General features: G+C 57.1%; 20 protein-coding genes. 9 read left to right on the forward strand and 11 right to left on the reverse strand.

Annotated elements, in window-relative coordinates; translation table 11 throughout:
* Nucleotides 1-6: 6 nt before the first annotated feature.
* Nucleotides 7-750 (reverse strand): cell division protein ZapD, encoded by a 744-nt coding sequence (gene zapD / locus DBY73_RS10750; RefSeq protein WP_112011132.1) that lies wholly within the window; start codon nucleotides 748-750, stop codon nucleotides 7-9.
* Nucleotides 750-1,370, reverse strand: a complete 621-nt coding sequence (gene coaE / locus DBY73_RS10755) for a dephospho-CoA kinase (RefSeq protein ID WP_112011133.1) — start codon at nucleotides 1,368-1,370, stop codon at nucleotides 750-752. The genes zapD and coaE overlap by 1 nt, the downstream gene beginning before the upstream one ends.
* Before the next feature lie 228 nt (nucleotides 1,371-1,598).
* On the opposite strand from coaE, the gene DBY73_RS10760 reads away from it, so the two are divergent.
* The gene (locus tag DBY73_RS10760) at nucleotides 1,599-2,642 is read left to right on the forward strand and encodes a GMP reductase (RefSeq protein ID WP_112011134.1); all 1,044 of its coding nucleotides are present in this window, start codon (nucleotides 1,599-1,601) and stop codon (nucleotides 2,640-2,642) included.
* Between the two features lie 32 nt (nucleotides 2,643-2,674).
* On the opposite strand, the gene hofC is transcribed toward DBY73_RS10760, so the two are convergent.
* The 4 genes from hofC to nadC form a co-directional block, all read right to left on the reverse strand.
* Nucleotides 2,675-3,871: a protein transport protein HofC gene (gene hofC / locus DBY73_RS10765; RefSeq protein WP_112011135.1), complete on the reverse strand. Its 1,197-nt coding sequence runs from the start codon at nucleotides 3,869-3,871 to the stop codon at nucleotides 2,675-2,677.
* Nucleotides 3,861-5,243: a type II secretion system protein GspE gene (gene gspE, locus DBY73_RS10770; RefSeq protein ID WP_112011136.1), complete on the reverse strand. Its 1,383-nt coding sequence runs from the start codon at nucleotides 5,241-5,243 to the stop codon at nucleotides 3,861-3,863. Before gspE ends, hofC begins: the two co-directional genes overlap by 11 nt.
* Nucleotides 5,244-5,255: 12 nt before the next feature.
* Nucleotides 5,256-5,693, reverse strand: a complete 438-nt coding sequence (gene ppdD, locus DBY73_RS10775; RefSeq protein WP_112011137.1) for a prepilin peptidase-dependent pilin — start codon at nucleotides 5,691-5,693, stop codon at nucleotides 5,256-5,258.
* Between the two features lie 174 nt (nucleotides 5,694-5,867).
* Entirely contained in the window at nucleotides 5,868-6,761 is an 894-nt protein-coding gene (gene nadC / locus DBY73_RS10780; RefSeq protein ID WP_112011138.1) for a carboxylating nicotinate-nucleotide diphosphorylase, read from the reverse strand.
* Nucleotides 6,762-6,848: 87 nt separating this feature from the next.
* Here nadC and ampD point away from each other — a divergent pair, with 87 nt between their 5' ends.
* Both ampD and ampE read left to right on the forward strand, forming a co-directional pair.
* Complete coding sequence (ampD, locus tag DBY73_RS10785) at nucleotides 6,849-7,412, forward strand: 1,6-anhydro-N-acetylmuramyl-L-alanine amidase AmpD (protein ID WP_112011139.1); 564 nt, start codon at nucleotides 6,849-6,851, stop codon at nucleotides 7,410-7,412.
* A complete protein-coding gene (gene ampE, locus DBY73_RS10790) occupies nucleotides 7,409-8,263 on the forward strand; it encodes a beta-lactamase regulator AmpE (RefSeq protein WP_112011140.1) in 855 nt (284 codons plus the stop codon). Before ampD ends, ampE begins: the two co-directional genes overlap by 4 nt.
* An 18-nt stretch (nucleotides 8,264-8,281) precedes the next feature.
* On the opposite strand, the gene DBY73_RS10795 is transcribed toward ampE, so the two are convergent.
* From DBY73_RS10795 to aroP, 3 genes are all read right to left on the reverse strand, one after another.
* A complete protein-coding gene (locus tag DBY73_RS10795) occupies nucleotides 8,282-9,232 on the reverse strand; it encodes a family 43 glycosylhydrolase (protein WP_112011141.1) in 951 nt (316 codons plus the stop codon).
* Nucleotides 9,225-10,634, reverse strand: coding sequence for an MFS transporter (locus DBY73_RS10800; RefSeq protein WP_112011142.1), 1,410 nt, complete (start codon nucleotides 10,632-10,634; stop codon nucleotides 9,225-9,227). Before DBY73_RS10800 ends, DBY73_RS10795 begins: the two co-directional genes overlap by 8 nt.
* 165 nt (nucleotides 10,635-10,799) lie before the next feature.
* Nucleotides 10,800-12,170 (reverse strand): aromatic amino acid transporter AroP, encoded by a 1,371-nt coding sequence (aroP, locus tag DBY73_RS10805; RefSeq protein ID WP_112011143.1) that lies wholly within the window; start codon nucleotides 12,168-12,170, stop codon nucleotides 10,800-10,802.
* Nucleotides 12,171-12,706: 536 nt separating this feature from the next.
* Here aroP and pdhR point away from each other — a divergent pair.
* From pdhR to traT, 5 genes are all read left to right on the forward strand, one after another.
* The gene (gene pdhR, locus DBY73_RS10815; protein ID WP_112011145.1) at nucleotides 12,707-13,471 is read left to right on the forward strand and encodes a pyruvate dehydrogenase complex transcriptional repressor PdhR; all 765 of its coding nucleotides are present in this window, start codon (nucleotides 12,707-12,709) and stop codon (nucleotides 13,469-13,471) included.
* A 121-nt stretch (nucleotides 13,472-13,592) separates the two neighbouring features.
* On the forward strand, nucleotides 13,593-16,256 hold the full coding sequence (gene aceE, locus DBY73_RS10820; RefSeq protein WP_112011146.1) for a pyruvate dehydrogenase (acetyl-transferring), homodimeric type: 2,664 nt from the start codon (nucleotides 13,593-13,595) through the stop codon (nucleotides 16,254-16,256).
* Nucleotides 16,257-16,270: 14 nt separating this feature from the next.
* The gene (aceF, locus tag DBY73_RS10825) at nucleotides 16,271-18,166 is read left to right on the forward strand and encodes a pyruvate dehydrogenase complex dihydrolipoyllysine-residue acetyltransferase (protein WP_112011147.1); all 1,896 of its coding nucleotides are present in this window, start codon (nucleotides 16,271-16,273) and stop codon (nucleotides 18,164-18,166) included.
* 175 nt (nucleotides 18,167-18,341) lie between these two features.
* Complete coding sequence (lpdA, locus tag DBY73_RS10830; protein WP_112011158.1) at nucleotides 18,342-19,766, forward strand: dihydrolipoyl dehydrogenase; 1,425 nt, start codon at nucleotides 18,342-18,344, stop codon at nucleotides 19,764-19,766.
* 194 nt (nucleotides 19,767-19,960) lie between these two features.
* On the forward strand, nucleotides 19,961-20,692 hold the full coding sequence (traT, locus tag DBY73_RS10835) for a conjugal transfer complement resistance protein TraT (protein WP_112011148.1): 732 nt from the start codon (nucleotides 19,961-19,963) through the stop codon (nucleotides 20,690-20,692).
* 49 nt (nucleotides 20,693-20,741) lie between these two features.
* Here the strand turns inward: traT and DBY73_RS10840 are convergent, their stop codons facing one another.
* Nucleotides 20,742-21,533, reverse strand: a complete 792-nt coding sequence (locus DBY73_RS10840; RefSeq protein ID WP_112011149.1) for a DUF2950 family protein — start codon at nucleotides 21,531-21,533, stop codon at nucleotides 20,742-20,744.
* 10 nt (nucleotides 21,534-21,543) lie between these two features.
* The gene (locus DBY73_RS10845) at nucleotides 21,544-23,019 is read right to left on the reverse strand and encodes a DUF3300 domain-containing protein (protein WP_112011150.1); all 1,476 of its coding nucleotides are present in this window, start codon (nucleotides 23,017-23,019) and stop codon (nucleotides 21,544-21,546) included.
* A 403-nt stretch (nucleotides 23,020-23,422) separates the two neighbouring features.
* On the opposite strand from DBY73_RS10845, the gene acnB reads away from it, so the two are divergent.
* A complete protein-coding gene (gene acnB, locus DBY73_RS10860; RefSeq protein ID WP_112011151.1) occupies nucleotides 23,423-26,020 on the forward strand; it encodes a bifunctional aconitate hydratase 2/2-methylisocitrate dehydratase in 2,598 nt (865 codons plus the stop codon).
* Nucleotides 26,021-26,049: the final 29 nt, after the last annotated feature.

A 26,049-nucleotide genomic window follows, 5' to 3' on the forward strand; every position in this document is an offset into this window, starting at 1 on the left:
CGCTCCTTAACAACAGGCCAGTTCAAAATCGAGGCGTTCCGGCACGGTGCCATTTTCGCTGTCCAGCGGCATAAAGCGAATCGCGAAGCGGCTCTTATGCCCGGAAATCTGCGGATACAGCTGTTCGTCGAGGGACAGGTTCAGGCGCAGCAGATCGGCATCATCCCCGTTGTCCTGGTAAAATCCGTTCAGGCTGGTTTGCTTGCGGAAAGGGGCCGAGTTTCGAACGAGATCCAGAATGAGCGTTAAGGCCTGATTTACCGGCTCCAGGCTCGCCATCCAGCCGTCAACCTGCGCATCACGCTGGGCCTGCGGCATATGAAGCCACATATGCAACGTTGGAAGATCGAAGCTACAGCAGCCGCCAGGGATGCTCAGACGCTGGCGCACCAGGCCAATCAAACGATCTTCTCGTAAAAACTGCCCCACGCGCGGCGCGGCCATCAGAATAGCGCTGCTGTTTTTGAGCTGCTGACGCAGAGCGTCGATACGGCTCTGGTCAACGCCCGGCACTTCGGCCCAGGCCTGTAATTTACGCTGCTGGCGTTCCAGCTCTTTCAGCAGTTCGGTGCGAACGTCGCCGCGCTCAACCACATCCAGCAGATCGCCAACGTTGCGGAAAAAATGCAGCGCCGTGGCATGATCGTGTACCGGCAGATGCTCTGAAAGCTGTTGAATGAGAAACTCAATGCGCAGCCAGGTACGCATTTTTTCATTCAGCGGATGCTCAAAAAGAATATGAGTAGACATTAGGGTTTTTCCTGTGCAACGGCCTGCGCGGCGAACGTCAGATACTGCTCGTGCAGGCGGGCAACATCCGATGCAATGGCATCTGGTGCGCCGTTGTTATCAATAACATCATCCGCCACGGCAAGGCGCGCGTCGCGCGTGGCCTGGGCGGCAAGAATTTGTTCAGCATGTTCGCGTGAAACGCCATCGCGCGCCATCGTTCGCCGGATCTGCGTTTCGGGAGAAACATCGATTACCAGAACTCTGTTCGCTTTTCCGTGCAGCTGATTTTCAACCAGCAGCGGAACCACCCATAAACAATAGGGAGAGGTTGAGGCGGCAATCTGACGCTGAGTTTCCTGGTGGATAATGGGGTGGAGCAGCGAATTGAGCCAGTCTTTTTCAGAAGAATCAGAAAAAATGTATTCTCGCAGACGACGGCGGTTGAGCGTCCCATCGTCATTCAGGATGGTATGGCCGAAATGCGCTTCGATAGCCTGGAGTGCAGGTGTATGCGGCTCTACCACCTGACGGGCAATGACATCTGCATCAACTATGGTGATGCCGAGACGATAAAATGCGTCCGCAACGGTGCTTTTGCCACTACCGATGCCGCCGGTTAACGCGACGATATACCCCATTACATCAAATCCTGGGAATTATTCATTATTAAAATCAGTTGCTTAAAAAACAAACTTACAACAGCGCATGTTAAGCTCTCTTTACCTGCTTTTTACCAGGTAAATTTATAGGATTGTAGCGTAAAAAAAGAGAATTTCGCAGTCTTGCGGAGCAGGTATTAGTGCGTATGATAGCGTCACTGGAGTTGTGCTTTTACTTTATTTGCCTCTAACCCCAGGAATCCGCACATGCGTATCGAAGAAGATCTGAAGTTAGGTTTCAAAGACGTTCTTATCCGCCCTAAACGCTCTACGCTGAAAAGCCGCTCAGACGTTGAACTCGAACGTCAGTTCACCTTTAAACACTCCGGTCAGTCCTGGTCTGGCGTACCGATTATCGCAGCCAACATGGATACCGTGGGCACGTTCGAGATGGCTTCAGCGCTGGCAAAATTCGACGTACTGACTGCGGTGCATAAGCACTACAGCGCCGAAGAGTGGAGTGCATTCGTCGCGTCCGCATCGGATGACGTCATTAAGCATGTGATGGTCTCTACCGGCACGTCTGACGCCGATTTCGAAAAAACCAAACAGATCCTGAACGCGAATCCTGCGCTGAACTTTGTGTGCATTGACGTGGCGAATGGTTATTCCGAACACTTCGTGCAGTTCGTCAGCAAGGCGCGCGAAGCATGGCCGACTAAAACCATCATCGCGGGCAACGTGGTGACCGGTGAGATGTGTGAAGAGCTGATCCTCTCCGGTGCGGATATCGTAAAAGTCGGCATTGGTCCGGGCTCCGTCTGCACCACGCGCGTGAAAACCGGCGTGGGTTATCCACAGCTGTCTGCCGTTATTGAGTGTGCCGATGCGGCTCACGGCCTGGGCGGGCAGATTATCAGCGACGGCGGCTGCACAACGCCGGGCGACGTGGCAAAAGCCTTTGGCGGCGGCGCAGATTTCGTGATGCTGGGCGGTATGCTCGCGGGCCATGAAGAGAGCGGCGGTACCGTAGTGGAAGAGAACGGCGAGAAGTTCATGCTGTTCTACGGTATGAGCTCAGAATCCGCGATGACCCGTCACGTGGGTGGCGTAGCGAAATACCGTGCGGCAGAAGGCAAAACCGTAAAGCTGCCTCTGCGCGGCCCGGTTGCGAATACCGCGCTGGATATCCTCGGCGGCCTGCGTTCCGCCTGTACCTACGTTGGCGCCTCCCGCCTGAAAGAGCTGACTAAGCGTACGACGTTTATCCGCGTTCAGGAGCAGGAAAACCGCGTATTCAATAGCCTGTAACGCTTTCGCTGGCGCATGCCCGTGCGCCAGCGCTACCCCGCGCTCATCGCATCCCCCAGATGGAAAATAGGCAGATACATCGCCACAACCAGCGTACCGATTATCACGCCCGTCACGATGAGCAGCAGAGGTTCAAGCACGGCGGCCAGGCCGTCTGCCTGCTCAAATGTCTGATCCATATGATGACGAGCAAGATTCTCCAGCATAACGTCCAGCGCGCCCGATGCTTCACCGGTTTGAATCAGCTGAATGCAGAGCGGCGTGAAAACGCTGGCTTTCTGAAAGGATGACCAGACGGGAGCACCTCCTTCAATATGCCTATACACGTCACCAAGTTTTTCTCGCCAATACAGGCTATCAACCGTTTCTTCTGCGCTGACCAGCCCCTGCAGAAAGGGAATGCCGGCCTGCTGCGTCAACGACAGCACGGTAAAGATTTGCCCTAGTTTCTGGCCTCGCGCCAGCGCGCCCATGACCGGCAACCGCAGCAGCATACGCTGAGCCAGCCGCTGCCAGCGTGGCCGTTGCCGCAGGCCATAGAGGGTAAAACCGGATAGAAACAGCATGACAAAAAGCGCAAAGGCATAGTCCTGGATAAATGCCGCAAAGCCCATAACGGCCTGCGTCAGCGCGGGTAGCGGCGTATTGAACGTTTTGTAGATTGCCGCGAATTCCGGGAGGACCAGCGTGACCATCGCCAGCACCACGCCGGCGGCCAGGCCAAGAATGATGAGCGGATAGCGCAACGCCTTCTTCACCTTCGCGCGAAGCCGCTGTTGGTTCTTTTGCTGCAGCGCAAGCTGGCGGCAGCACGTCTCCAGCTTTCCCGTCAGCTCGCCGGTTTTCACCAATGAGACATAAAGCGGGCTGAAGGTCGCGGGCCATTTCCCTAATGCATCCGAAAAGGAGCATCCTTCACGCAGGTCATCGGCCAGGCGCTGTAGTAACGCCTGCCAGTGGGGTAAGGGGTGTTGACGCGCCTGCATCTCCAGGCTTTCCGTCAGCATCAGGCCCGCCTGCAGTAGCGTCGCCAGCTGGCGGAAAACCTCGCAGCAGTGGTGCGGCTGCCAGCGTGGAAGGTGTGAACATCTGCCGAGCGCCAGCGGGTTTAAGCCTTTTTTCATTAATGCGGAATAGGCCTCTTCACGGTTAGCCGCCCAGAGCATACCGCGCCGCGCTCCCCCTTCGGAGGAAATCGCCCTCCAGCGCCAGAGCCGATTAGCCTTCATCGGGCATCTCCAGAACGCGCAGCAGCTCTTCGAATGTGGTAAGCCCCTGCTCGACGGCCATGCAGCCATGTTCAAATAAAGAGAGCATCCCCGCCTGCCGGGCGCTGGCTTTTATTACCTCAATCGCCGCGCCGGTGGCAATGGCCTGCCGAAGCGTGCTGTCGATATTCAGCACCTCGAAAATCGCCTGGCGGCCGTAAAAACCATGATAGCAACGATCGCAACCGACGGCCTGCCAGCGGGGAAGAGGCCGCGGCCAGAGCGCGCGCGGCAGCTCGGACTGATACTGTGTTTTCTGTCGACAGTGGGGACAAAGGCGCCGAACCAGTCTTTGGGCAACCACCAGCGAGAGTGCCGATGAGATCGTCCAGCGGGCGACCCCCATCTGCTGAAGGCGAACGAGGGTTTCTGCCGTGGAGTTGGTATGCAGCGTCGACAGGACAAGGTGGCCGGTCTGCGCGGCATTGATCGCAATTTCTGCCGTTTCACCGTCGCGAATTTCCCCCACCATGATGATGTCCGGGTCCTGGCGCAGCAGCGCGCGCAGCACGCTCTGAAAGGTGAGGCCGGCGCGCGGGTTGATTTGCGTCTGGTTCAATCCTGATAGAGGTATTTCGACAGGATCTTCGACGCTGCAAATATTCACGTCAGGCTTATTTCGCGCCTGAAGCGCGCTGTAAAGCGTGACGGTTTTACCGCTTCCGGTGGGGCCCGTGACCAGAATCAGCCCCTGCGGTTTCTGGAGCATTTCCGTAAAGCAGGCATGCTGTTCGGCGCTCATCCCTAGCTGGGTGGTGTCCAGCGCCTGCTGGACCTGATGAAGCAGGCGCAGCACGATTTTCTCGCCGCCGTTGCAGGGAAGCGTGGCGATGCGAAAAGAGACCGGCTCGTTCGCCAGCTCAACCGTGAACTGCCCGTCCTGGGGCAAACGGCGTTCCGCAATATCAAGGTTGCCCAGCACTTTTAAGCGGGCAATGAGCATCGTCGCCAGCGCGCTGGCGAGCGGGGGCTGCGGGCAGAGCACGCCGTCGATCCGCAGGCGAATCTGGCACGCCTGTTCGTCTGGCTCAATATGAATATCCGATGCGCGCTGCTTTATTGCCTGCAGCAGCGTGTGGTTTAAAATATCAACTGCCGAATGCGGCGCCACAGCAGCCGGAAGCTGCGATTGCGCCATCATTTGCAGGTGTTTTTCCATTCTTTCGGCGTTCCAGCACTCGATATCAATGCGTTTTTGAGTCGCGAACCGTAATGCTTCCATCAGCTCTGCCGCAGGGCTGCCCACCACCGCGATGTCGATTGTTTCGCTGCTGCTGTTCAGCAGCAGGGCATGGTGACGCTGGCAGAGGGCGGTCAGTTGTTCAACATTCATTGTCTGCCTCCGTCAGTTGTTGTCGAAACGGAAGACTTCTTCACACGCCTGCTTGAGCGCACCGTCGCTGCTGATGTTGCAAACGCGCGTCCAGCCCGTCATGCCGTTGCCATTGTTCCACTGGGGCGTCATCACGACCTCAAGCCCGTTCAGACTTTCCTGGCCGGTCAATGCCACTACGCCTTTTGCCACGCTCATTCCTGACACATAGCGGGTGGTTGTCGGTGACGGGACGCCGTTACTTCCCCCGTCGCAGCGATCTACGCCGCCGTGATCCAGGGCGCAAAGCTCAATCGCCGTGCGGTACGGTACGAAGGTTTGCAGCATATCGGTGAGGGCGGCCTTGCGCAGGTAGTTCTGGTAGGCCGGAATGCCGATAGCGCTCAGAATGGCAATAATGCCGATGACCACCATTAGCTCAATAAGCGTAAATCCTTGCTGTCTGTTCATGTCTGCTCCTCAGGTTAAGTGGCGCAACTCTGGCAGGAGAAACAACGTCAGACGAGGAGCAAAAAGAGAAACGTGAAGGCGCTTTCAGCGTTTTTACGCTGCGTTGCAGCGGGGAACGGCGGGTCTGCGAGCGGTGTCGAATTTCCCCTCTCCGTCAGAGAGGGGAGAAGGGCATTATTTGAAGCGCATGGAGAGATCCAGGGCGCGCACGTGCTTAGTGAGCGCGCCGACGGAGATGTAGTCGACGCCGGTTTGGGCGAATTCGCGGATGGTGTCGAAGGTCACGTTGCCGGACACCTCCAGCTGCGCCTGGCCATTGGTGCGTTTTACCGCCTCGCGCATCCGATCGGCGTCGAAGTTATCCAGCATGATGATATCGGCGCCGGCTTTGATGGCCTCGTCCAGCTCCTCCAGGCTTTCGACCTCGACCTCAACCGGCACGTCCGGATGCAGCCAGAAGGCTTTTTCCACGGCCTGGCGCACGGAGCCGGAGGCAATGATGTGGTTTTCTTTAATCAGGAAAGCGTCGGACAAGCCCAGACGGTGGTTGGCCCCGCCGCCGCACAGCACCGCATATTTCAGCGCGGTGCGCAGGCCCGGCAGCGTTTTACGGGTGTCCAGAAGCTGCGTGCGGGTGCCCGCCAGCAGGTCAACATAGCGGCGTACTTCGCTGGCGACGCCGGAAAGGGTCTGCACAAAGTTCAGCGCGGTGCGCTCGCCGGTCAGCAGCACGCGGGACGGGCCATCGAGCTCGAACAGCGGCTGATTGGCCACCACCGCGTCGCCATCGTCCACGTGCCAGGTGACCTGAACGTCGTCACCCGCAAGCTGGGTAAAGACCTCTTCGACCCAGCGCTTGCCGCAAAACACGCCGTCTTCGCGGGTTATGATGACCGCATGCGAGCGCGTCTCTTTTGGCAGCAGCTGCGCGGTAATATCGTTATCGGCGCTGACGTCGCCGCCCAGGTCTTCCTTGAGCGCATGGGCAACGCTTGCCGGGATATCCATGTTAATACGTTCCAGAAGCGCGTCACGTCGGTGGTCGGGGTTATAGCGGCGAGGCGGCATGATAAAACTCCAAATTGGTAACGAATCATAAGATTGAAACATGCTACTCTGAACCGAGTAACAGCACCATACATAAGGAGTTCCAGCATGTTGTTAGAAAACGGATGGCTGGTGGACGCGCGGCATGTACCTTCGCCGCACCACGATTGCCGCCCGGAGGATGAAAAGCCCTCACTGCTGGTGGTTCACAATATTAGCCTCCCGCCGGGAGAATTTGGCGGCCCGTGGATTGACGCGTTATTCACGGGAACGATAGATCCCGCAGCGCATCCGTTTTTTGCCGAAATTGCGCATCTGCGCGTATCGGCGCATTGCCTGATTCGCCGCGACGGAGAAGTGGTTCAGTATGTTCCGTTTGATAAGCGGGCCTGGCATGCGGGCGTGTCGCAGTACCAGGGGCGCGAGCGCTGCAATGATTTCTCTATTGGCATTGAGCTGGAAGGCACTGACACCACGCCCTACACCGATGAACAGTATCAGCGGCTGGTGGCTGTCACCGAAACGCTTATGACGTTATACCCCGCCATCGCCGGGAACATTACGGGGCACAGCGATATTGCCCCCGCAAGAAAAACCGATCCTGGCCCGGCGTTTGACTGGCCCCGGTTTCGCGCCATGCTTACCGCGTCGTCAGATAAGGAGATAACATGACGTTGTTTACCATGCTGTTAGTGATGATCGCCGAGCGCCTGTTCAAGCTGGGCGAACACTGGCACCTCGATCATCGCCTGGAAGTGCTGTTCCGCCGGATCAAACACTTCTCCCTTTTCCGCACGCTCCTGATGGCCGCTGCCGTGATGGCCGTAACGTTTCTGCTGCTGCGTTCCCTTTACGGCCTCTTTTTCAACGTGCCGCTGCTGGTGGTGTGGATCTTGCTCGGCGTGCTGTGTATCGGCGCGGGCAAGGTGCGGCTGCATTACCATGCTTACCTGAAAGCCGCCTCCCGCGAGGATGCGCACGCCCGTGACGCGATGGCGAGCGAGCTGACCATGATCCACGGGGTACCGCCTGACTGCGACGAGCGCGAGTTTTTACGCGAGCTGCAAAACGCGCTGCTGTGGATCAACTTTCGCTATTACCTCGCGCCGCTGTTCTGGTTCGTGGTCGGCGGCCCGTGGGGGCCGGTTCTGCTGATGGGGTACGCGTTCCTGCGCGCCTGGCAGACGTGGCTGGCGCGTTACCTTACGCCGCATGAGCGTCTGCAGTCCGGCATCGACGGCATTCTGCACGTGCTCGACTGGCTCCCGGTGCGTCTGGTCGGCGTGGTATACGCGCTGATTGGCCACGGTGAAAAAGCGCTGCCCGCGTGGTTTGCCTCGCTGGCTGACCGTCACACCTCTCAGTATCAGGTCTTAACGCGCCTGGCGCAGTTCTCACTGGCGCGCGAGCCGCACACCAACAGGGTTGAAACGCCAAAAACCGCCGTCTCAATGGCGAAGAAAACATCGTTTGTGGTGGTGGTGATCGTGGCGCTGCTGACCATTTACGGCACGCTGGTTTAGGCCAGCGCGCCGTATCGATTACTGCGTATCAGCAGGCGGGATGCCGAAATCTGGCATCCCGTTCTCGTCCCATCGGACGCGCTTCAGGCGGGTATGGCGATTCGGATCGTACAGCGGATCGCCCTCAATTTCGGTGTAGTTCCTTGCGTGGTACACCAGCACATCGTCCCCTTCCGGCGTCTGCGTAAAGCTGTTATGGCCTGGCCCATACTGGCGGTTTTCATCGCTGGTGACGAACACCGGACGCGGAGACTTATACCAGTTCCGCGGGTTTTTCGGGTCGGCCTGCCCGTCTATCCACAGTAGCCCCATGCAGTAGTTTTCATCGGTGGCGCTGGCGGAATAGCTGATAAACAGCCTGTCGCCGTGAACCAGCACCGCCGGGCCTTCGTTAACCAGAAATCCGCGGCACTCCCAGTCGTACTCCGGCTTGCTGAGCATCACCGGCTCGCCTTTCAGCGTCCACGGGTTTTCCATCTCGCACAGGTAAAGGTTGGAGTTACCCTGAATGTCCGGCGCTTTTTGCGCCCACAGATACCAGCGCTTGCCCTGATGCACAAAGGTGGTGGCGTCCAGCGCGAAGGTGTCGAAAGGCGTGTGGATTTGCCCTTTTTCCACCCACGTTCCGGTGAGCGGATCGGCATCCGTGCATTCCAGGGCGAACATGCGGTGCTGGAACATGCCAAGCCTGTCGAGCGCCTGGGTATGCGCCGCGGCAAAATAGATGTACCACCTGCCGTCGATGCGGTGCAGCTCCGGCGCCCAGATCAGCTGGCTCATCGGGCCGGTTGCGGGTTTACGCCACACCACCACCTCTTCAGCGCTGCGCAGGCCGTCGAGTGAGCCTGCGCGGCGGATCGCCAGCCGATCGTATTCGGGCACCGAGGCGATAAAGTAGTACAGCCCTTCGTGGTGGAGAAGGTACGGATCGGCGCGCTGTTCGATAAACGGGTTTGGCCAGCTATGCATGAGGGGCTCCTTTGGGTTCTGTCCTTAACGTCTGATAGTCGTTCAGCTCGCGGTAATTGTTGCGACGCTTTTCAAGGTCTGACTGGATTTGCTTCATGGTCTCGCGATCTACCTTCAGCAGGCGAACTACGCCTGCCGTGATGAGGTAGCCCACGCCCGGAATGACGGTAAACAGCAGCACGATGCCGTTGATGGCATCCGCGCTCTGCGCTTTGGCTCCCGCGTCGTAGCCGTACCAGGAGAGCAGGAAGCCGACCATTGCGCCCGCAATCGCCAGACCCAGCTTGAGGAAGAAGATATTGCCGGAGAAGCTGATCCCGGTGATGCGCTTCCCGGTCTTCCATTCGCCGTAGTCATCCACGTCGGCCATCAGCGACCAGTGCAGCGGAGAAGGGATCTGGTGCAGGACGTTCAGCAGGACGTAGAGCACCACGATGGTGACCGTCGCTTTCGGATCGAAGAAGTAGAAGGCGGTTGAGAAAATGGCCAGCGCGATATTGGTCCAGAAGAACACTTTCAGCTTGCACCAGCGGTCGGTGAGCACTTTTGCCAGCATGCTGCCCCCCATCATGCCCACCACGCCGAGGCTAATAAACAGCGTGGCGAAGTGGGTGCTTTGGCCCATCACCCAGGTGACGTAATACATGGTGGCCGCCATGCGGATAAAGCCCGGGCAGACGTTGCACAGCGTCAGCAGCAGAATGCGCACCCACTGATCGTTTTTCCACACGTCCCTGAGATCGTTTTTCAGCTCGTCGTGCGTCTGCACTGCCGGACGCACGCGCTCGCGCACGGTGGCGAAGCAGAACAGGAACATGCAGGTGCCGATCAGCGCCAGCACGGTCATCGCCATCTGGTAGCCTTTGGCTTTGTCATCGCCGCCGAACCAGTCGGCCATCGGCAGCAGGGTCAGGGAGAGCAGCAGCGTGGCGATGCCCACCATCACGAAGCGGTAAGACTGACAGGCCACGCGCTCTTTCGGATCGTTGGTGATCACGCCGCCCAGCGAGCAGTAGGGGATGTTAATGGCAGTGTAGGTCAAAGAGAGCAGGAAATAGGTGACAAACGCATAGATAACTTTGCTGTTGTAGCTCCATTCCGGCGTGGTGAACATCAGGATGCTGAACAGCGCGTAGGGAAAGGCGATCCATAAAAGCCATGGACGAAAGCGGCCATATTTACTGCGGGTCCGGTCGGCGATGGCGCCCATGATCGGGTCCGTGACGGCGTCAATCACGCGCACGGAGAGCAGCAGAACGCCAACCAGCGCAGGGGCCAGGCCAAAAATGTCGGTATAAAAGTAGTTAACAAACAGCATGATAGCGCCGAAGATGATGTTGCACCCTGCGTCGCCCATGCCGTAGCCGATCTTTTCTTTTACTGAAAGTTTATTGTTATCCATCGACAGCTCTCCGGTTTTCGGTATGGAGAGAATTATTTGCTGGCAAAGGGATTTTTGCGTTGCAGTATCAGGGCGGTGATATGGATAAACGGGCTGTTGAGAGAAATTTGTGAGGCAGGTAACAACGCGCTGCACCCGCAAAAACGGGGGCAGCGTCGGTTGAGATTAATGCGCTTTGAGGGCGGCTGCGTTTTTCTGCTTCACCAGGTAGCCCACGCCGAGGATCGCAATCCAGACCGGGATCAGGTAAACGGAAATCGCCATGCCCGGCGTCATCAGCATGATGACCAGAACGGCAGCCATAAACAGCAGGCAGACCCAGTTACCCAGCGGATAAAGCAGGGCAGGGAAGCGGGTTTTGACGCCCTGCTGCTGCTTCGCGCGGCGGAACTTAATGTGCGCGAGGCTGATCATCGCCCAGTTAATCACCAGGGCAGAGACCACCAGCGCCATCAGCAGGCCGAAGGCCGATTCCGGCGCGAGGTAGTTGATCAGCACGCACAGCGCGGTGACCACGGCGGAGACGATAATGGTGTTCACCGGCACGCCGCGCTTATCCACGTTGAGCAGCGCTTTTGGCGCGTTGCCCTGCTGCGCCAGGCCGAACAGCATGCGGCTGTTGCAATATACGCAGCTGTTGTACACCGACAGTGCTGCGGTAAGCACCACGATGTTCAGCGCGTTTGCCACGAAGGTATCGCCCAGCTCGTGGAAGATCAGCACAAACGGGCTGACGTCAGCGGTAACGCGCGTCCACGGCATCAGGGAAAGCAGCACCGCCAGCGAACCCACATAAAAAATCAGAATACGGTAGATAACCTGGTTGGTGGCCTTCGGGATGCTCTGCTCCGGGTTGTCCGCTTCTGCCGCGGTGATGCCCACCAGCTCAAGGCCGCCGAAGGAGAACATAATGATCGCCATCATCATCACCAGACCGGTCATGCCGTGAGGCAGGAATCCGCCCTGTTCCCAGAGGTTACGCACCGTGGCCTGCGGGCCGCCGTTGCCGCTAAACAGCAGCCAGCCGCCGAAGAGGATCATCGCCACAACGGCAACCACCTTGATGATCGCAAACCAGAACTCCATCTCACCAAACACTTTGACGTTGGTCAGGTTGATGGCGTTAATAATGACGAAGAAGGCCGCCGCGGATGCCCAGGTGGGGATCTCCGGATACCAGAACTGAACGTACTTCCCGACGGCGGTCAGTTCGGCCATGGCAACCAGAACGTACAGCACCCAGTAGTTCCAGCCGGAGGCGAACCCGGCAAAGCTGCCCCAGTATTTGTAGGCAAAGTGGCTGAACGAGCCTGCAACGGGCTCTTCAACGACCATTTCACCCAGCTGACGCATGATCAGAAAGGCGATGAAACCCGCAATCGCGTAACCCAAAATAATGCCGGGACCGGCAGACTGGATGACGGATGCGCTTCCCAGAAACAGGCCGGTACCGATGGCGCCACCCAATGCGATAAGCTGAATATGGCGGTTCTTAAGGCCGCGCTTTAGCCGATCGCCATGCTGTTGAGCTTCCATTTGAAACCTCGTGTGTGGTTGTTATGTTCACGCTGAGCGTGTGTAATTATGAAAGTCCATTTATGTATTATTTTCTTTACGGTTAAAGTGACCGAAAAAAGCGGGAGTGACTTCCGTAAGCGCAAGAATAATGGTAAGCGCCAGCGAATGCACCTGCTTTATCAAGGGATGATGACGACCTGGATAAAAAGAAAGCGTTTGTAAATTCCGACCCAATCCCTTCGTATCCCAACCTATAGAATAGAAATGCGCCTTAAGCGGGCGAAATTTCATTATTTGCGCTGTTGAATCGCTTCAGATTGCAAAAACCTTCGTTTCACTAAGGTTAAATCTGCCTCTTTGTGGGTAATCAACTCATTTGTGCAAAGTTACATTTCTGAAACGTTATTTCTGTAGGGTTGTTAAAAAGTGCAGGCTTTACTGATTTCAATCAAAACCAATATGGACAGAAGGTGAATACTTTGTTACTTTAGCGATACGAACATGAAATTGGTAAGACCAATTGACTCCGGGCAAAAAGGCGTAAGACAGGGAATATGGCCTACAGCAAAATTCGCCAACCAAAACTATCCGATGTGATTGAGCAACAGCTGGAGTTTTTGATCCTCGAAGGGACGCTGCGCCCGGGTGAAAAGCTTCCGCCAGAACGCGAGCTGGCAAAACAGTTCGACGTTTCCCGTCCCTCTCTGCGTGAGGCGATTCAACGTCTCGAAGCAAAGGGCTTGCTCCTTCGTCGTCAGGGCGGCGGAACCTTTGTGCAAAACAGCCTGTGGCAGAGCTTCAGCGACCCGCTGGTAGAACTTCTCTCTGACCACCCAGAATCCCAGTTTGACCTGCTTGAGACCCGTCACGCGCTGGAAGGCATCGCGGCCTATTACGCCGCCCTTCGCAGTAATGATGAAGATCGCGTGCGTATCCGCGAGCTGCATCAGGCCATTGAACGGGCACAGCAGTCCGGCGACTTAGACGCCGAGTCCAGCGCCGTTGTCCAGTATCAAATTGCCGTCACCGAAGCGGCCCACAACGTGGTGCTCCTCCATCTGCTACGCTGCATGGAGCCGATGCTGGCCCAGAACGTTCGTCAGAATTTTGAATTGTTGTATGCCCGTCGGGACATGCTCCCGCTGGTCAGCAACCATCGCACCCGAATCTTCGAGGCGATAATGGCCGGGGAACCGGAGCAGGCGCGAGAAGCGTCGCACCGCCATCTGGCTTTCATTGAGGAAATCTTGCTGGACCGCAGCCGTGAACAATCGCGTCGCGAACGTTCATTACGCCGCATACAGCAACGAAAGGATTAAGCGCCAGAATTTTAGAGCGCGGCAACTAAACGCAGAACCTGTCTTATTGTGTTTTCTGACGAAAATACAATGGGACAGGTTCCAGACAAATCAACGTATTAGATAGATAAGGAATACCCCCATGTCAGAACGTCTCCAAAATGACGTGGATCCGATCGAAACTCGCGACTGGCTACAGGCGATCGAATCGGTCATCCGTGAAGAAGGTGTTGAGCGCGCTCAGTATCTGATTGATCAGCTGCTTTCAGAAGCCCGCAAAGGCGGCGTGAAGGTTGCTGCAGGTGCAGGGGCTAGCAACTACGTAAACACGATTGCCGTTGAAGACGAACCGGAATACCCGGGCAATCTGGATCTGGAACGCCGCATTCGTTCTGCTATCCGCTGGAACGCAATCATGACCGTTCTGCGCGCGTCCAAGAAAGACCTCGAGCTGGGCGGCCACATGGCGTCCTTCCAGTCTTCTGCGACCGTGTACGAAGTGTGCTTTAACCACTTCTTCCGTGCGGCCAACGAGAAGGACGGCGGCGACCTGGTGTACTTCCAGGGCCACATCTCTCCGGGCATCTACGCGCGAGCCTTCCTTGAAGGTCGTCTGACCGAAGAGCAGATGAACAACTTCCGTCAGGAAGTTCACGGTAAAGGCCTGTCTTCTTATCCGCACCCTAAACTGATGCCAGAATTCTGGCAGTTCCCGACCGTATCTATGGGTCTGGGCCCAATCGGTGCGATTTATCAGGCTAAATTCCTGAAATACCTGGAACACCGTGGTCTGAAAGACACCTCCGAGCAAACCGTTTACGCCTTCCTGGGCGACGGCGAAATGGATGAGCCAGAATCAAAAGGCGCGATCACCATCGCGACCCGCGAGAAGCTGGACAACCTGTGCTTCATCATCAACTGTAACCTGCAGCGTCTGGATGGTCCGGTAACCGGCAACGGCAAGATCATCAACGAACTGGAAGGCATCTTCGCGGGTGCTGGCTGGAACGTAATCAAAGTCATGTGGGGCGGTCGTTGGGACGAGCTGCTGCGTAAAGACACCAGCGGCAAGCTGATCCAGCTGATGAACGAAACCGTTGACGGCGACTATCAGACCTTCAAATCCAAAGACGGTGCCTACGTTCGCGAGCACTTCTTCGGCAAATATCCAGAAACCGCAGCCCTGGTTGCAGACTGGACTGATGAGCAGATCTGGGCCCTGAACCGCGGTGGTCACGATCCGAAGAAAGTCTACGCTGCACTGAAAAAAGCGCAGGAAACCAAAGGTAAAGCGACCGTTATCCTGGCCCACACCATTAAAGGTTACGGCATGGGCGATACCGCTGAAGGTAAAAACATCGCTCACCAGGTTAAGAAAATGAACATGGACGGCGTGCGTTATATCCGCGACCGTTTCAACGTTCCAGTGACCGATGAGCAGGTAGAAAACCTGTCTTACATCACCTTCCCGGAAGGGTCTGAAGAGCACAAGTACCTGCACGAACGTCGTCAGGCGCTGAAAGGCTACCTGCCGGCTCGTCAGCCTAACTTCACCGAGAAGCTGGAACTGCCAGCGCTGGAAGACTTCTCCCAGCTGCTCGAAGAGCAGAACAAAGAGATCTCTACCACTATCGCTTTCGTTCGTGCCCTGAACGTGATGCTGAAGAACAAGTCGATCAAAGATCGCCTGGTGCCAATCATCGCCGACGAAGCGCGTACTTTCGGTATGGAAGGTCTGTTCCGTCAGATCGGTATCTACAGCCCGAACGGCCAGCAGTACACCCCGCAGGACCGTGAGCAGGTTGCATACTACAAAGAAGACGAGAAAGGTCAGATCCTGCAGGAAGGTATCAACGAGCTGGGTGCAGGCGCGTCCTGGCTGGCTGCTGCGACCTCTTACAGCACCAACAACCTGCCGATGATCCCGTTCTACATTTACTACTCCATGTTCGGGTTCCAGCGTATCGGTGACCTGTGCTGGCAGGCAGGCGACCAGCAGGCTCGCGGCTTCCTGGTAGGCGGTACCTCCGGTCGTACGACCCTGAACGGTGAAGGTCTGCAGCACGAAGATGGCCACAGCCACATTCAGTCTCTGACGATCCCTAACTGTATCTCTTACGACCCGTCTTACGCGTACGAAGTGGCGGTCATCATGCATGACGGCCTGCAGCGCATGTACGGTGAGAAACAAGAGAACGTGTACTACTACATCACCACCCTGAACGAAAACTACCACATGCCGGCCATGCCAGCAGGTGCCGAGGAAGGTATCCGTAAAGGTATCTACAAACTCGAAACCCTCGAAGGTAGCAAAGGTAAAGTTCAGCTGCTGGGCTCCGGCTCTATCCTGCGTCACGTGCGTGAAGCGGCACAGATCCTGGCGAAAGACTACGGTGTGGGTTCCGACGTGTACTCTGTGACTTCCTTCACTGAACTGGCGCGTGATGGCCAGGATTGTGAACGCTGGAACATGCTGCACCCGCTGGAAACCCCGCGCGTTCCGTACATCGCTCAGGTGATGAACGACGCACCGGCGGTGGCGTCTACTGACTATATGAAACTGTTCGCAGAGCAGGTTCGTACTTACGTACCAGCGGATGATTATCGCGTACTGGGCACCGACGGCTTCGGTCGTTCTGACAGCCGCGAAAACCTGCGCCACCACTTCGAAGTTGATGCTTCTTACGTGGTTGTAGCAGCCCTGGGCGAACTGGCTAAACGTGGCGAAATCGACAAGAAAGTGGTGGCGGAAGCAATCACCAAATTCAACATCGATGCAGATAAAGTTAACCCGCGTCTGGCGTAAGAGGTAAAAGAACAATGGCTATCGAAATCAATGTACCGGACATCGGGGCTGATGAAGTTGAAATCACCGAGATCCTGGTCAAAGTGGGCGACAAGGTTGAAGCTGAACAGTCGCTGATCACCGTAGAGGGCGACAAAGCCTCTATGGAAGTCCCGTCTCCTCAGGCTGGCATCGTTAAGGAGATCAAAGTCTCCGTTGGCGATAAAACCGAGACCGGCAAACTGATCATGATTTTCGATTCCGCCGACGGTGCAGCTGATGCTGCACCTGCTAAGGCAGAAGAGAAGAAAGAAGCCGCTCCGGCTGCAGCACCTGCTGCCGCGGCAGCGAAAGAAGTGAACGTGCCTGACATCGGCGGTGACGAAGTTGAAGTCACTGAAATCCTGGTGAAAGTGGGCGATACCGTTGCGGCCGAGCAGTCTCTGATCACCGTAGAAGGCGACAAAGCCTCTATGGAAGTGCCAGCGCCGTTCGCGGGTACCGTTAAAGAGATCAAGATCAACACCGGTGACAAAGTGTCTACTGGCTCTCTGATCATGGTCTTCGAAGTGGCGGGTGCTGCACCTGCCGCTGCGCCAGCTCAGGCCGCTGCCCCGGCTCCGGCCGCAGCACCAGCCGCTGCCGGTGGCGCGAAAGACGTTAACGTACCGGATATCGGCGGTGACGAAGTTGAAGTGACCGAAGTGATGGTTAAAGTGGGCGACAAAGTTGCCGCTGAACAGTCGCTGATCACCGTTGAAGGCGACAAGGCTTCTATGGAAGTCCCTGCGCCGTTCGCCGGTACCGTTAAAGAGATCAAAATCAGCACCGGCGACAAAGTGTCTACCGGCTCTCTGATCATGGTCTTCGAAGTGGAAGGCGCTGCGCCTGCCGCGGCTCCGGCTGCTGCTGCTCCGGCACCGGCTGCTGCACCGGCTCAGGCTGCGAAACCTGCTGCTGCCCCTGCTGCGAAAGCGGAAGGCAAATCTGAGTTCGCTGAGAACGACGCTTACGTTCACGCCACCCCGCTGATTCGTCGCCTGGCGCGCGAATTCGGTGTAAACCTGGCGAAAGTGAAGGGCACCGGCCGTAAGGGCCGTATCCTGCGCGAAGACGTTCAGGCCTACGTGAAAGACGCGGTGAAACGTGCCGAAGCTGCACCTGCTGCAGCCGCTGGCGGCGGTATCCCGGGCATGCTGCCATGGCCGAAAGTCGACTTCAGCAAGTTCGGTGAAATCGAAGAAGTGGAACTGGGCCGTATCCAGAAAATCTCTGGTGCGAACCTGAGCCGTAACTGGGTGATGATCCCGCACGTTACGCACTTCGATAAGACCGATATCACCGACCTGGAAGCGTTCCGCAAGCAGCAGAATGCCGAAGCCGAGAAGCGCAAGCTGGACGTGAAATTCACCCCGGTGGTCTTCATCATGAAAGCCGTTGCTGCTGCGCTTGAGCAGATGCCACGCTTCAACAGCTCCCTGTCCGAAGACGGCCAGAAGCTGACGCTGAAGAAATACATCAACATCGGTGTTGCGGTTGATACGCCAAATGGTCTGGTTGTTCCGGTCTTCAAGGACGTGAACAAGAAGAGCATTACCGAGCTGTCCCGCGAGCTGACCACCATCTCCAAGAAAGCGCGCGATGGTAAGCTGACTGCCGGCGAAATGCAGGGCGGCTGCTTCACTATCTCCAGCATCGGCGGCCTGGGTACCACCCACTTCGCGCCGATTGTTAACGCGCCGGAAGTGGCTATCCTCGGTGTGTCCAAGTCCGCGATGGAGCCGGTATGGAACGGCAAAGAGTTCGTGCCGCGTCTGATGATGCCAATCTCTCTGTCCTTCGACCACCGCGTGATCGACGGTGCTGATGGTGCGCGCTTTATCACCATCATCAACAACACCCTGAGCGACATTCGCCGCCTGGTGATGTAATCGAAAAGCCGGCCAATCGGCCGGCTTTTTTCTGGTAATCTCATGAAGTCCATGAGGTTATTAGCGAAAGCAAAAATTCATGAACCGTTTGTTGTTTCAAAATTGTTAACAATTTTGTAAAATACGGGCGGATAGAACGACCCGGTGGACGACGGGTATACATTAAGAGGTCATGATGAGCACAGAAATCAAAACTCAGGTCGTAGTACTTGGGGCAGGCCCGGCAGGTTATTCCGCAGCATTCCGCGCGGCGGATTTAGGTCTGGAAACCGTCATCGTAGAACGTTACAGCACCCTCGGCGGTGTCTGTCTGAACGTCGGCTGTATCCCTTCTAAAGCGCTGCTGCACGTCGCGAAAGTGATCGAAGAAGCCAAAGCGCTGGCTGAACACGGTATCGTCTTCGGCGAGCCGAAAACCGATATCGACAAAATTCGTACCTGGAAAGAGAAAGTTATCACTCAGCTGACCGGCGGTCTGGCCGGTATGGCGAAAGGCCGTAAGGTCAAAGTGGTTAACGGTCTGGGTAAATTTACCGGCGCGAACACCCTGGAAGTGGAAGGCGAAAACGGCAAAACCGTGATTAACTTCGACAACGCGATCATCGCCGCAGGCTCTCGCCCAATCGAACTGCCGTTCATTCCTCATGAAGATCCGCGCGTGTGGGATTCCACCGATGCGCTGGAGCTGAAAACCGTTCCTAAGCGTCTGCTGGTTATGGGCGGCGGTATCATCGGTCTGGAAATGGGTACCGTGTACCATGCGCTGGGTTCAGAGATCGACGTGGTTGAAATGTTCGACCAGGTTATCCCGGCCGCAGACAAAGACATCGTTAAAGTCTTCACCAAGCGCATCAGCAAGAAATTCAACCTGATGCTGGAAACCAAAGTGACTGCCGTTGAAGCGAAAGAAGACGGTATTTACGTTTCCATGGAAGGCAAAAAAGCGCCTGCTGAACCACAGCGTTACGACGCCGTGCTGGTGGCTATCGGCCGCGTGCCGAACGGTAAAAACCTCAACGCTGGCGCTGCTGGCGTGGAAGTGGACGACCGTGGCTTTATCCGCGTTGACAAGCAGCTGCGCACCAACGTGCCGCACATCTTTGCTATCGGCGATATCGTCGGTCAGCCAATGCTGGCGCACAAAGGCGTTCACGAAGGTCACGTTGCCGCAGAAGTTATCGCCGGCATGAAGCACTACTTCGACCCGAAAGTGATCCCATCTATCGCCTACACCGAGCCAGAAGTGGCATGGGTTGGTCTGACCGAGAAAGAAGCGAAAGAGAAAGGCATCAGCTATGAAACGGCCACCTTCCCGTGGGCGGCTTCTGGCCGTGCTATCGCGTCCGATTGTGCAGATGGCGTGACCAAGCTGATCTTCGACAAAGAGACTCACCGCGTAATCGGTGGTGCGATTGTCGGCACCAACGGCGGCGAGCTGCTGGGTGAAATCGGCCTGGCGATCGAAATGGGCTGCGACGCGGAAGACATCGCGCTGACCATCCACGCTCACCCAACTCTGCACGAGTCCGTGGGCCTGGCGGCAGAAGTGTTTGAAGGCAGCATCACCGACCTGCCAAACGCGAAAGCGAAGAAGAAATAAGTTTCTTGAGCCTGATGATAACGCCTCTTCGGAGGCGTTTTTTTTTGCCTGTAAACTACCTGATTTGGTCGCTATATCCTTGATATTTTCCTAAAAATCCCCTCATCGCTGCCGATAACATTTTCTTACATTGTTGGTTGATCGGCTCATCGTTATGATGCGCCGGATTATTATTACCAGGCAAAGGAAAACATATGTCTTTTAAGAAAGTAGCGGTAGTTGGCTTAGTGGCAGCGACGATGACGCTGGCCGGATGCGGGGCAATGACCACCGCGGTGAAGAAACGTAATCTGGAAGTTAAAACCCAGATGAGCGAAACCGTCTGGCTGGAGCCTTCCAGCGAAAAAACGGTCTACATTCAGGTGAAAAATACCTCTGATAAAGACATGAGCAACCTGCAGGCTCAGCTGGCGAACGAGCTGACGGCGAAGGGCTATAAGGTGACCAGTTCTCCCGACAGCGCCTACTACTGGGTGCAGGCGAACGTGCTGAAAGCGGACAAAATGGACCTTCGCGAAGCGCAGGGCTTCCTGAAAACCGGCTATGAAGGTGCCGCCGTGGGCGCCGCGCTGGGTGCCGGTATCACTGCGTACAACAGCAACTCCTCCGGTGCCGCCCTGGGCGTGGGCCTGGCGGCAGGCCTGATCGGCATGGCGGCGGATGCGATGGTAGAAGATGTGAACTACACCATGGTCACCGATCTGCAGATTTCCGAGCGCAGCAAGGCGAAAGTGACCACTGACAACATCGCGGCGCTGCGTCAGGGGACGTCCGGCGTGAAGCTGCAGACCAGCAGCGAGCAGGGCGATCGCGCGAAGTACCAGACCCGCGTGGTGTCGAACGCCAACAAGGTGAACCTGAAGTTTGAAGAGGCGAAGCCGGTGCTTGAAGCGCAGCTGGCAAAATCGGTTGCCAATATTCTGTAATAAAATGGCCGGATAGAGGGAAGCCTTATCCGGCCTTCACGTTAATGCTTTACGGCGCGACGGGCTGCCAGGCACTATCAGGGCTGAATGCGGCTAACGCCTGCGCTTTTTGCGCGGTATCGCTGCCCAAATTTGTCTCGTATACCCTGTCGCTCTGATTAACCACAAAGCTCATCACCCCCGTCTGTCCGTAGCTGACCGGCCAGGCGACCATTGCAAAGCCGTGCCTATCAGGCAGGATCTTGAATCGATAACCGTGATAGCCTGCGCCAGGCTCTGGCGGGCTAAACGCAGGCCCCAGCGGGCTGGGCGCTTCGCCGGGCGATACGGGCCAGTAAAGGCCATCTTTTTTCCCCTTCGAGCTGACGATTTTCGCCGCGTAGGTCTGGTTGAGGGCGAAATAGCTTTGCTGGGCGTCCACGTAGGCATGCAGCGCTTCGATGGCGGCAAGCTCGTTGCGCCCGATTTCGCGCGTCAAAATTTCGTCCGCGGCCTGCTGCATATCAAACTGCCAGCCGTTTGACGTTTTCACGACGGGGATCGGCAGCTGCCAGGCGTTCTCGCCCACAATCAGGTGCGCCGTGTCGCCGCTCACAATCGTGGTGTGTTTCACCTTCCAGTCGCGCAGGAACCGGGCGACGGCTTCGGGGTCAACGCCCTCCGGCGGCAGAACGTTGCGCCAGTTTTCACCAAGCAGATTTCCCATCGCACCTTCATTCTGCTCGCTGATGGCCTGCGTTAAGGCATCGGTAGCTTGTTCAGGCGTGCTGAACTGCTGTTGCGCCACGGCGACGGTGGATGCCATGAACAGCGCCACACCGCTGAGTAAAGTCATCTTCATGTTAGCTCTCTTAACGATGGCGAATGTCATGAGGTAAAGGCCGCGCGGCCGGTAACGGATGCTGCGATATATGCGTAGCGAGCTGCCGGCTTTGCAGGCCGCGCTGCTGCTGGGCACGCCAGCTTGCCGCGCGGCTTTCGTTCCCGCTGAGGGCATTGGCCCTGAACGTCTGGTGCTGCAGCGAGGAGGGCTGAAGGGCATGCTGTCCGTGCGTTTCGCCGGAGAGCGCGTGCGGTTTCGCAGCGTCGTAGCCGCGGAAGTTATTTCGCTGCGAAATCTGCTTAAGCTGCTGACTGGATGGCTGATGCTGCAAAGGTCGGGTAGCCTGGAGCTGTGAAAGCGATTTCCCCGTCGACTTTTGCACCTGCGCCATCGCCGCCTGCCGCTGGCTGTCGCGACTGGCCGCCTGATGCGGCGTGGCGCTCAGCCCCGTGGGCGTGCTCGTTGGATGAAACTGGCTGGCGACCTTACCGTTGGGGTAAGGTACGCCGTTACGGTAGCCAGGATTGTGCTGCCAGAGCATAGTGTTGTCCGTGCGGTGCTCGCCCGTGATCTTGTTGAAATTATTCACATTGATATTGATGTTATCGCCGTTATGGGTGTAACCATCGTGGTGATAGTCGTCATGGTGGTGGTCATCATCATGGTGATGGTCATCGTCGTCCCAGTCGATATTGCTAAACAGCGCGTACGTGGTGGCAACCCCGAGGCTGAAGCCCAGCCCGTTCACAAAGCTATTGCTGAACTGCTCGCCGGGAGAGGGCGGCAGGTACACCGGAGGGTAGCTGGCGTTTGGCCATGCTCCGTAGACAGTGGACGGATTATAGGTCGGTACGTAAACAACCTGAGGATCGGCAGGTTCGATTTTTATAATCGTCGGGCTGGCAGGTGCTATCGCAGCGGCTGTTGTGCTTTGGACTGGCGCCGATTTTTTCTCCACGCTTACCGTCTGCTGTGGCGACGATTTCAGCGCACCGGTTTGCTGCGCCAGCGCGCGCAGCCGCTGCACGGAGTCCATCACGTCTTTTGGCTGGGCAAGAAACGCGTTGCCCAGGTTCTGCACCCATTCCGGATTGCCGCCCAGCAGCGACATCAGCTGCGGGAAAGCCACCAGCGACTTCACGCTGGCATCCCACGGCTGGCTGGAAACCGCCTGGATCGCCGCATCGCCCTGCAGTTTTGGATTGTCCTGCGACCACTGCGCGGCCTGAATCACGTTTGACGGATAGGTTGAGGCCATCAGGATCTGTGACAGGAGCGCGTCCGGGTAGAGCGCAATCGGCGCCGTCCACTGGTCCAGCTGTGCCGCAGTGTAGGTCGGGGCGATAACCGGTGCAGGCGGCGCGGCCGGTGGGGCAGGCTGCTGCTGAGAAACTGGCGCGGGCGTTTCGGTGGCGCGGCTTTTGACGAACATCACGCCCGAGGCGGCAAAGAGTCCGGTGCTGCACAGGAGAACGAGCAGGTGTGGCTTAAAAGGCAACTTCATAGAATGGCTCCAACGAGACCCGTACCGTGCCGTGAGGCGTTTTAATTGCCGCGAGTATCATTCACCCGTCATTTACAGTTTTAGCTTTTGTTGGGAATTTACCCGATGCGTCCGGATAAAGAGTGTGTGCATTTATTACACAATGATATTGCCAGTGAGGGGATTCCGCGCATCGCTGTTGACTGGATTTTGTCGCGACCATTCGTCTTACCTGCCCGCTATACCATCCTTAACGATTCAGCAAATCATTTAATGTTGCTTTTTTGTAAACGGATTAACACTGTGCAGAAATCCTGCTATGCTGCCCGACGCGGTATCGGGCATTTACCCTACAAACTGCTGTCTCACAGGAGCGTGAAGAGAACGCCGGCCGCAATTGACAATGAGAGCGAGGAGAACCGTCGTGCTAGAAGAATACCGTAAGCACGTAGCAGAACGTGCCGCCGAGGGAATTGTACCCAAACCTTTAGATGCAACCCAAATGGCCGCGCTCGTCGAGCTGCTGAAGAACCCGCCCAAGGGCGAAGAAGAATTCCTGTTAGATCTGCTGATCAATCGCGTACCGCCTGGCGTAGATGAAGCTGCCTACGTTAAAGCCGGATTCCTTGCCGCCGTTGCTAAAGGCGAAGCAACCTCCCCGCTGGTCACTCCTGAAAAAGCGATTGAACTGCTCGGCACCATGCAGGGCGGCTACAACATTCACCCGCTGATTGACGCGCTGGATAACGACAAGCTGGCGCCGATTGCCGCCAAAGCGCTCTCTTCTACGCTGCTGATGTTCGATAACTTCTACGATGTGGAAGAAAAAGCCAAAGCGGGCAACGTCTACGCGAAGCAGGTGATGCAGTCCTGGGCCGATGCCGAATGGTTCCTGAACCGTCCAGCTCTGGCTGAAAAGATCACCGTTACCGTCTTTAAAGTTACCGGTGAAACCAATACCGACGACCTCTCTCCGGCGCCGGACGCATGGTCCCGCCCGGATATCCCTCTGCACGCCCTGGCGATGCTGAAAAACGCCCGTGAAGGCATTGAGCCGGATCAGCCTGGTGCCGTAGGCCCAATCAAGCAGATCGAAGCGCTGCAGAAGAAAGGCTTCCCGCTGGCCTACGTGGGTGACGTTGTGGGCACCGGCTCTTCCCGTAAGTCCGCGACAAACTCCGTGCTGTGGTTCATGGGCGACGATATTCCGCACGTGCCGAACAAGCGCGGCGGCGGCCTGTGCCTTGGCGGCAAAATTGCACCTATCTTCTTCAACACCATGGAAGATGCGGGCGCGCTGCCGATTGAAGTGGACGTAAGCAACCTGAACATGGGAGACGTGATTGACGTTTACCCGTTCAAAGGTGAAGTGCGTAACCACGAAACCAACGAACTGCTTGCCAGCTTCGAGCTGAAAACCGACGTGCTGATCGACGAAGTGCGCGCCGGTGGCCGTATCCCGCTGATCATCGGCCGCGGCCTGACCACCAAGGCGCGTGAAGTGCTGGGGCTGCCGCACTCTGACGTGTTCCGTCAGGCGAAGGACGTGGCGGAAAGCAGCCGCGGCTACTCGCTGGCGCAGAAAATGGTCGGCCGCGCGTGCGGCGTAGCGGGCGTGCGTCCGGGCGCGTACTGCGAGCCGAAGATGACCTCAGTAGGCTCTCAGGACACCACCGGCCCAATGACTCGCGACGAGCTGAAGGACCTGGCGTGCCTGGGCTTCTCTTCCGATCTGGTGATGCAGTCCTTCTGCCACACCGCGGCCTATCCGAAGCCGGTTGACGTCACCACGCATCATACGCTGCCGGACTTCATCATGAACCGCGGCGGCGTTTCCCTGCGTCCTGGCGACGGCGTAATCCACTCCTGGCTGAACCGCATGCTGCTGCCGGATACCGTGGGCACCGGCGGCGACTCCCATACCCGCTTCCCAATCGGGATCTCCTTCCCGGCCGGGTCAGGTCTGGTGGCGTTTGCCGCAGCGACCGGCGTGATGCCGCTGGATATGCCGGAGTCCGTGCTGGTGCGCTTCAAAGGCAAAATGCAGCCGGGCATCACCCTGCGCGACCTTGTTCATGCGATCCCGCTGTATGCGATTAAACAGGGCCTGCTGACCGTTGAGAAGAAAGGGAAGAAAAACATCTTCTCTGGCCGCATTCTGGAGATTGAAGGTCTGCCGGACCTGAAGGTGGAGCAGGCGTTCGAGCTGACCGATGCCTCCGCCGAGCGTTCCGCCGCGGGCTGTACCATCAAGCTGAACAAAGCGCCAATCGAAGAGTACCTGACCTCCAACATCGTGCTGCTGAAGTGGATGATTGCAGAGGGCTACGGTGACCGTCGTACGCTGGAGCGCCGTATCCAGGGGATGGAAAAATGGTTGGCCGATCCGCAGCTGCTGGAAGCCGACGCTGACGCAGAGTATGCGGCGGTGATCGACATCGATCTGGCGGACATCAAAGAGCCAATCCTGTGTGCGCCAAACGATCCGGACGACGCGCGTCCGCTGTCCGAGGTTCAGGGCGAGAAGATCGACGAAGTGTTTATCGGCTCCTGCATGACCAACATCGGCCACTTCCGCGCGGCCGGCAAGCTGCTGGATACCCACAAAGGCCAGCTGCCAACCCGCCTGTGGGTAGCTCCGCCAACCCGTATGGACGCGGCGCAGCTGACCGAAGAAGGCTACTACAGCGTGTTTGGCAAAAGCGGTGCGCGTATCGAAATCCCTGGCTGTTCCCTGTGTATGGGCAACCAGGCGCGCGTGGCGGACGGTGCGACGGTGGTCTCTACCTCTACCCGTAACTTCCCTAACCGTTTAGGTACGGGAGCTAACGTCTTCCTGGCCTCAGCGGAGCTGGCGGCGGTTGCGGCGCTGATTGGCAAGCTGCCAACGCCGGAAGAGTATCAGACCTTCGTCGCGCAGGTTGATAAGACGGCGGTGGATACCTATCGCTATCTGAACTTCGACCAGCTCTCTCAGTACACCGAGAAGGCCGACGGGGTGATCTTCCAAACCGCGGTATAAACAGCAACCCCTCACCCTAGCCCTCTCCC

It is taken from the genome of Enterobacter sp. RIT418, from assembly GCF_003057745.1.
Lineage (GTDB): Bacteria > Pseudomonadota > Gammaproteobacteria > Enterobacterales > Enterobacteriaceae > Enterobacter.

Coding starts and splice junctions, on each gene's coding strand:
- zapD (WP_112011132.1), bottom strand. CDS start 750: ATGTCTACTCATATTCTTTTTGAGCATCCGCTGAATGAAAAAATGCGT.
- coaE (WP_112011133.1), bottom strand. CDS start 1,370: ATGGGGTATATCGTCGCGTTAACCGGCGGCATCGGTAGTGGCAAAAGC.
- DBY73_RS10760 (WP_112011134.1), top strand. CDS start 1,599: ATGCGTATCGAAGAAGATCTGAAGTTAGGTTTCAAAGACGTTCTTATC.
- hofC (WP_112011135.1), bottom strand. CDS start 3,871: ATGAAGGCTAATCGGCTCTGGCGCTGGAGGGCGATTTCCTCCGAAGGG.
- gspE (WP_112011136.1), bottom strand. CDS start 5,243: ATGAATGTTGAACAACTGACCGCCCTCTGCCAGCGTCACCATGCCCTG.
- ppdD (WP_112011137.1), bottom strand. CDS start 5,693: ATGAACAGACAGCAAGGATTTACGCTTATTGAGCTAATGGTGGTCATC.
- nadC (WP_112011138.1), bottom strand. CDS start 6,761: ATGCCGCCTCGCCGCTATAACCCCGACCACCGACGTGACGCGCTTCTG.
- ampD (WP_112011139.1), top strand. CDS start 6,849: ATGTTGTTAGAAAACGGATGGCTGGTGGACGCGCGGCATGTACCTTCG.
- ampE (WP_112011140.1), top strand. CDS start 7,409: ATGACGTTGTTTACCATGCTGTTAGTGATGATCGCCGAGCGCCTGTTC.
- DBY73_RS10795 (WP_112011141.1), bottom strand. CDS start 9,232: ATGCATAGCTGGCCAAACCCGTTTATCGAACAGCGCGCCGATCCGTAC.
- DBY73_RS10800 (WP_112011142.1), bottom strand. CDS start 10,634: ATGGATAACAATAAACTTTCAGTAAAAGAAAAGATCGGCTACGGCATG.
- aroP (WP_112011143.1), bottom strand. CDS start 12,170: ATGGAAGCTCAACAGCATGGCGATCGGCTAAAGCGCGGCCTTAAGAAC.
- pdhR (WP_112011145.1), top strand. CDS start 12,707: ATGGCCTACAGCAAAATTCGCCAACCAAAACTATCCGATGTGATTGAG.
- aceE (WP_112011146.1), top strand. CDS start 13,593: ATGTCAGAACGTCTCCAAAATGACGTGGATCCGATCGAAACTCGCGAC.
- aceF (WP_112011147.1), top strand. CDS start 16,271: ATGGCTATCGAAATCAATGTACCGGACATCGGGGCTGATGAAGTTGAA.
- lpdA (WP_112011158.1), top strand. CDS start 18,342: ATGAGCACAGAAATCAAAACTCAGGTCGTAGTACTTGGGGCAGGCCCG.
- traT (WP_112011148.1), top strand. CDS start 19,961: ATGTCTTTTAAGAAAGTAGCGGTAGTTGGCTTAGTGGCAGCGACGATG.
- DBY73_RS10840 (WP_112011149.1), bottom strand. CDS start 21,533: ATGAAGATGACTTTACTCAGCGGTGTGGCGCTGTTCATGGCATCCACC.
- DBY73_RS10845 (WP_112011150.1), bottom strand. CDS start 23,019: ATGAAGTTGCCTTTTAAGCCACACCTGCTCGTTCTCCTGTGCAGCACC.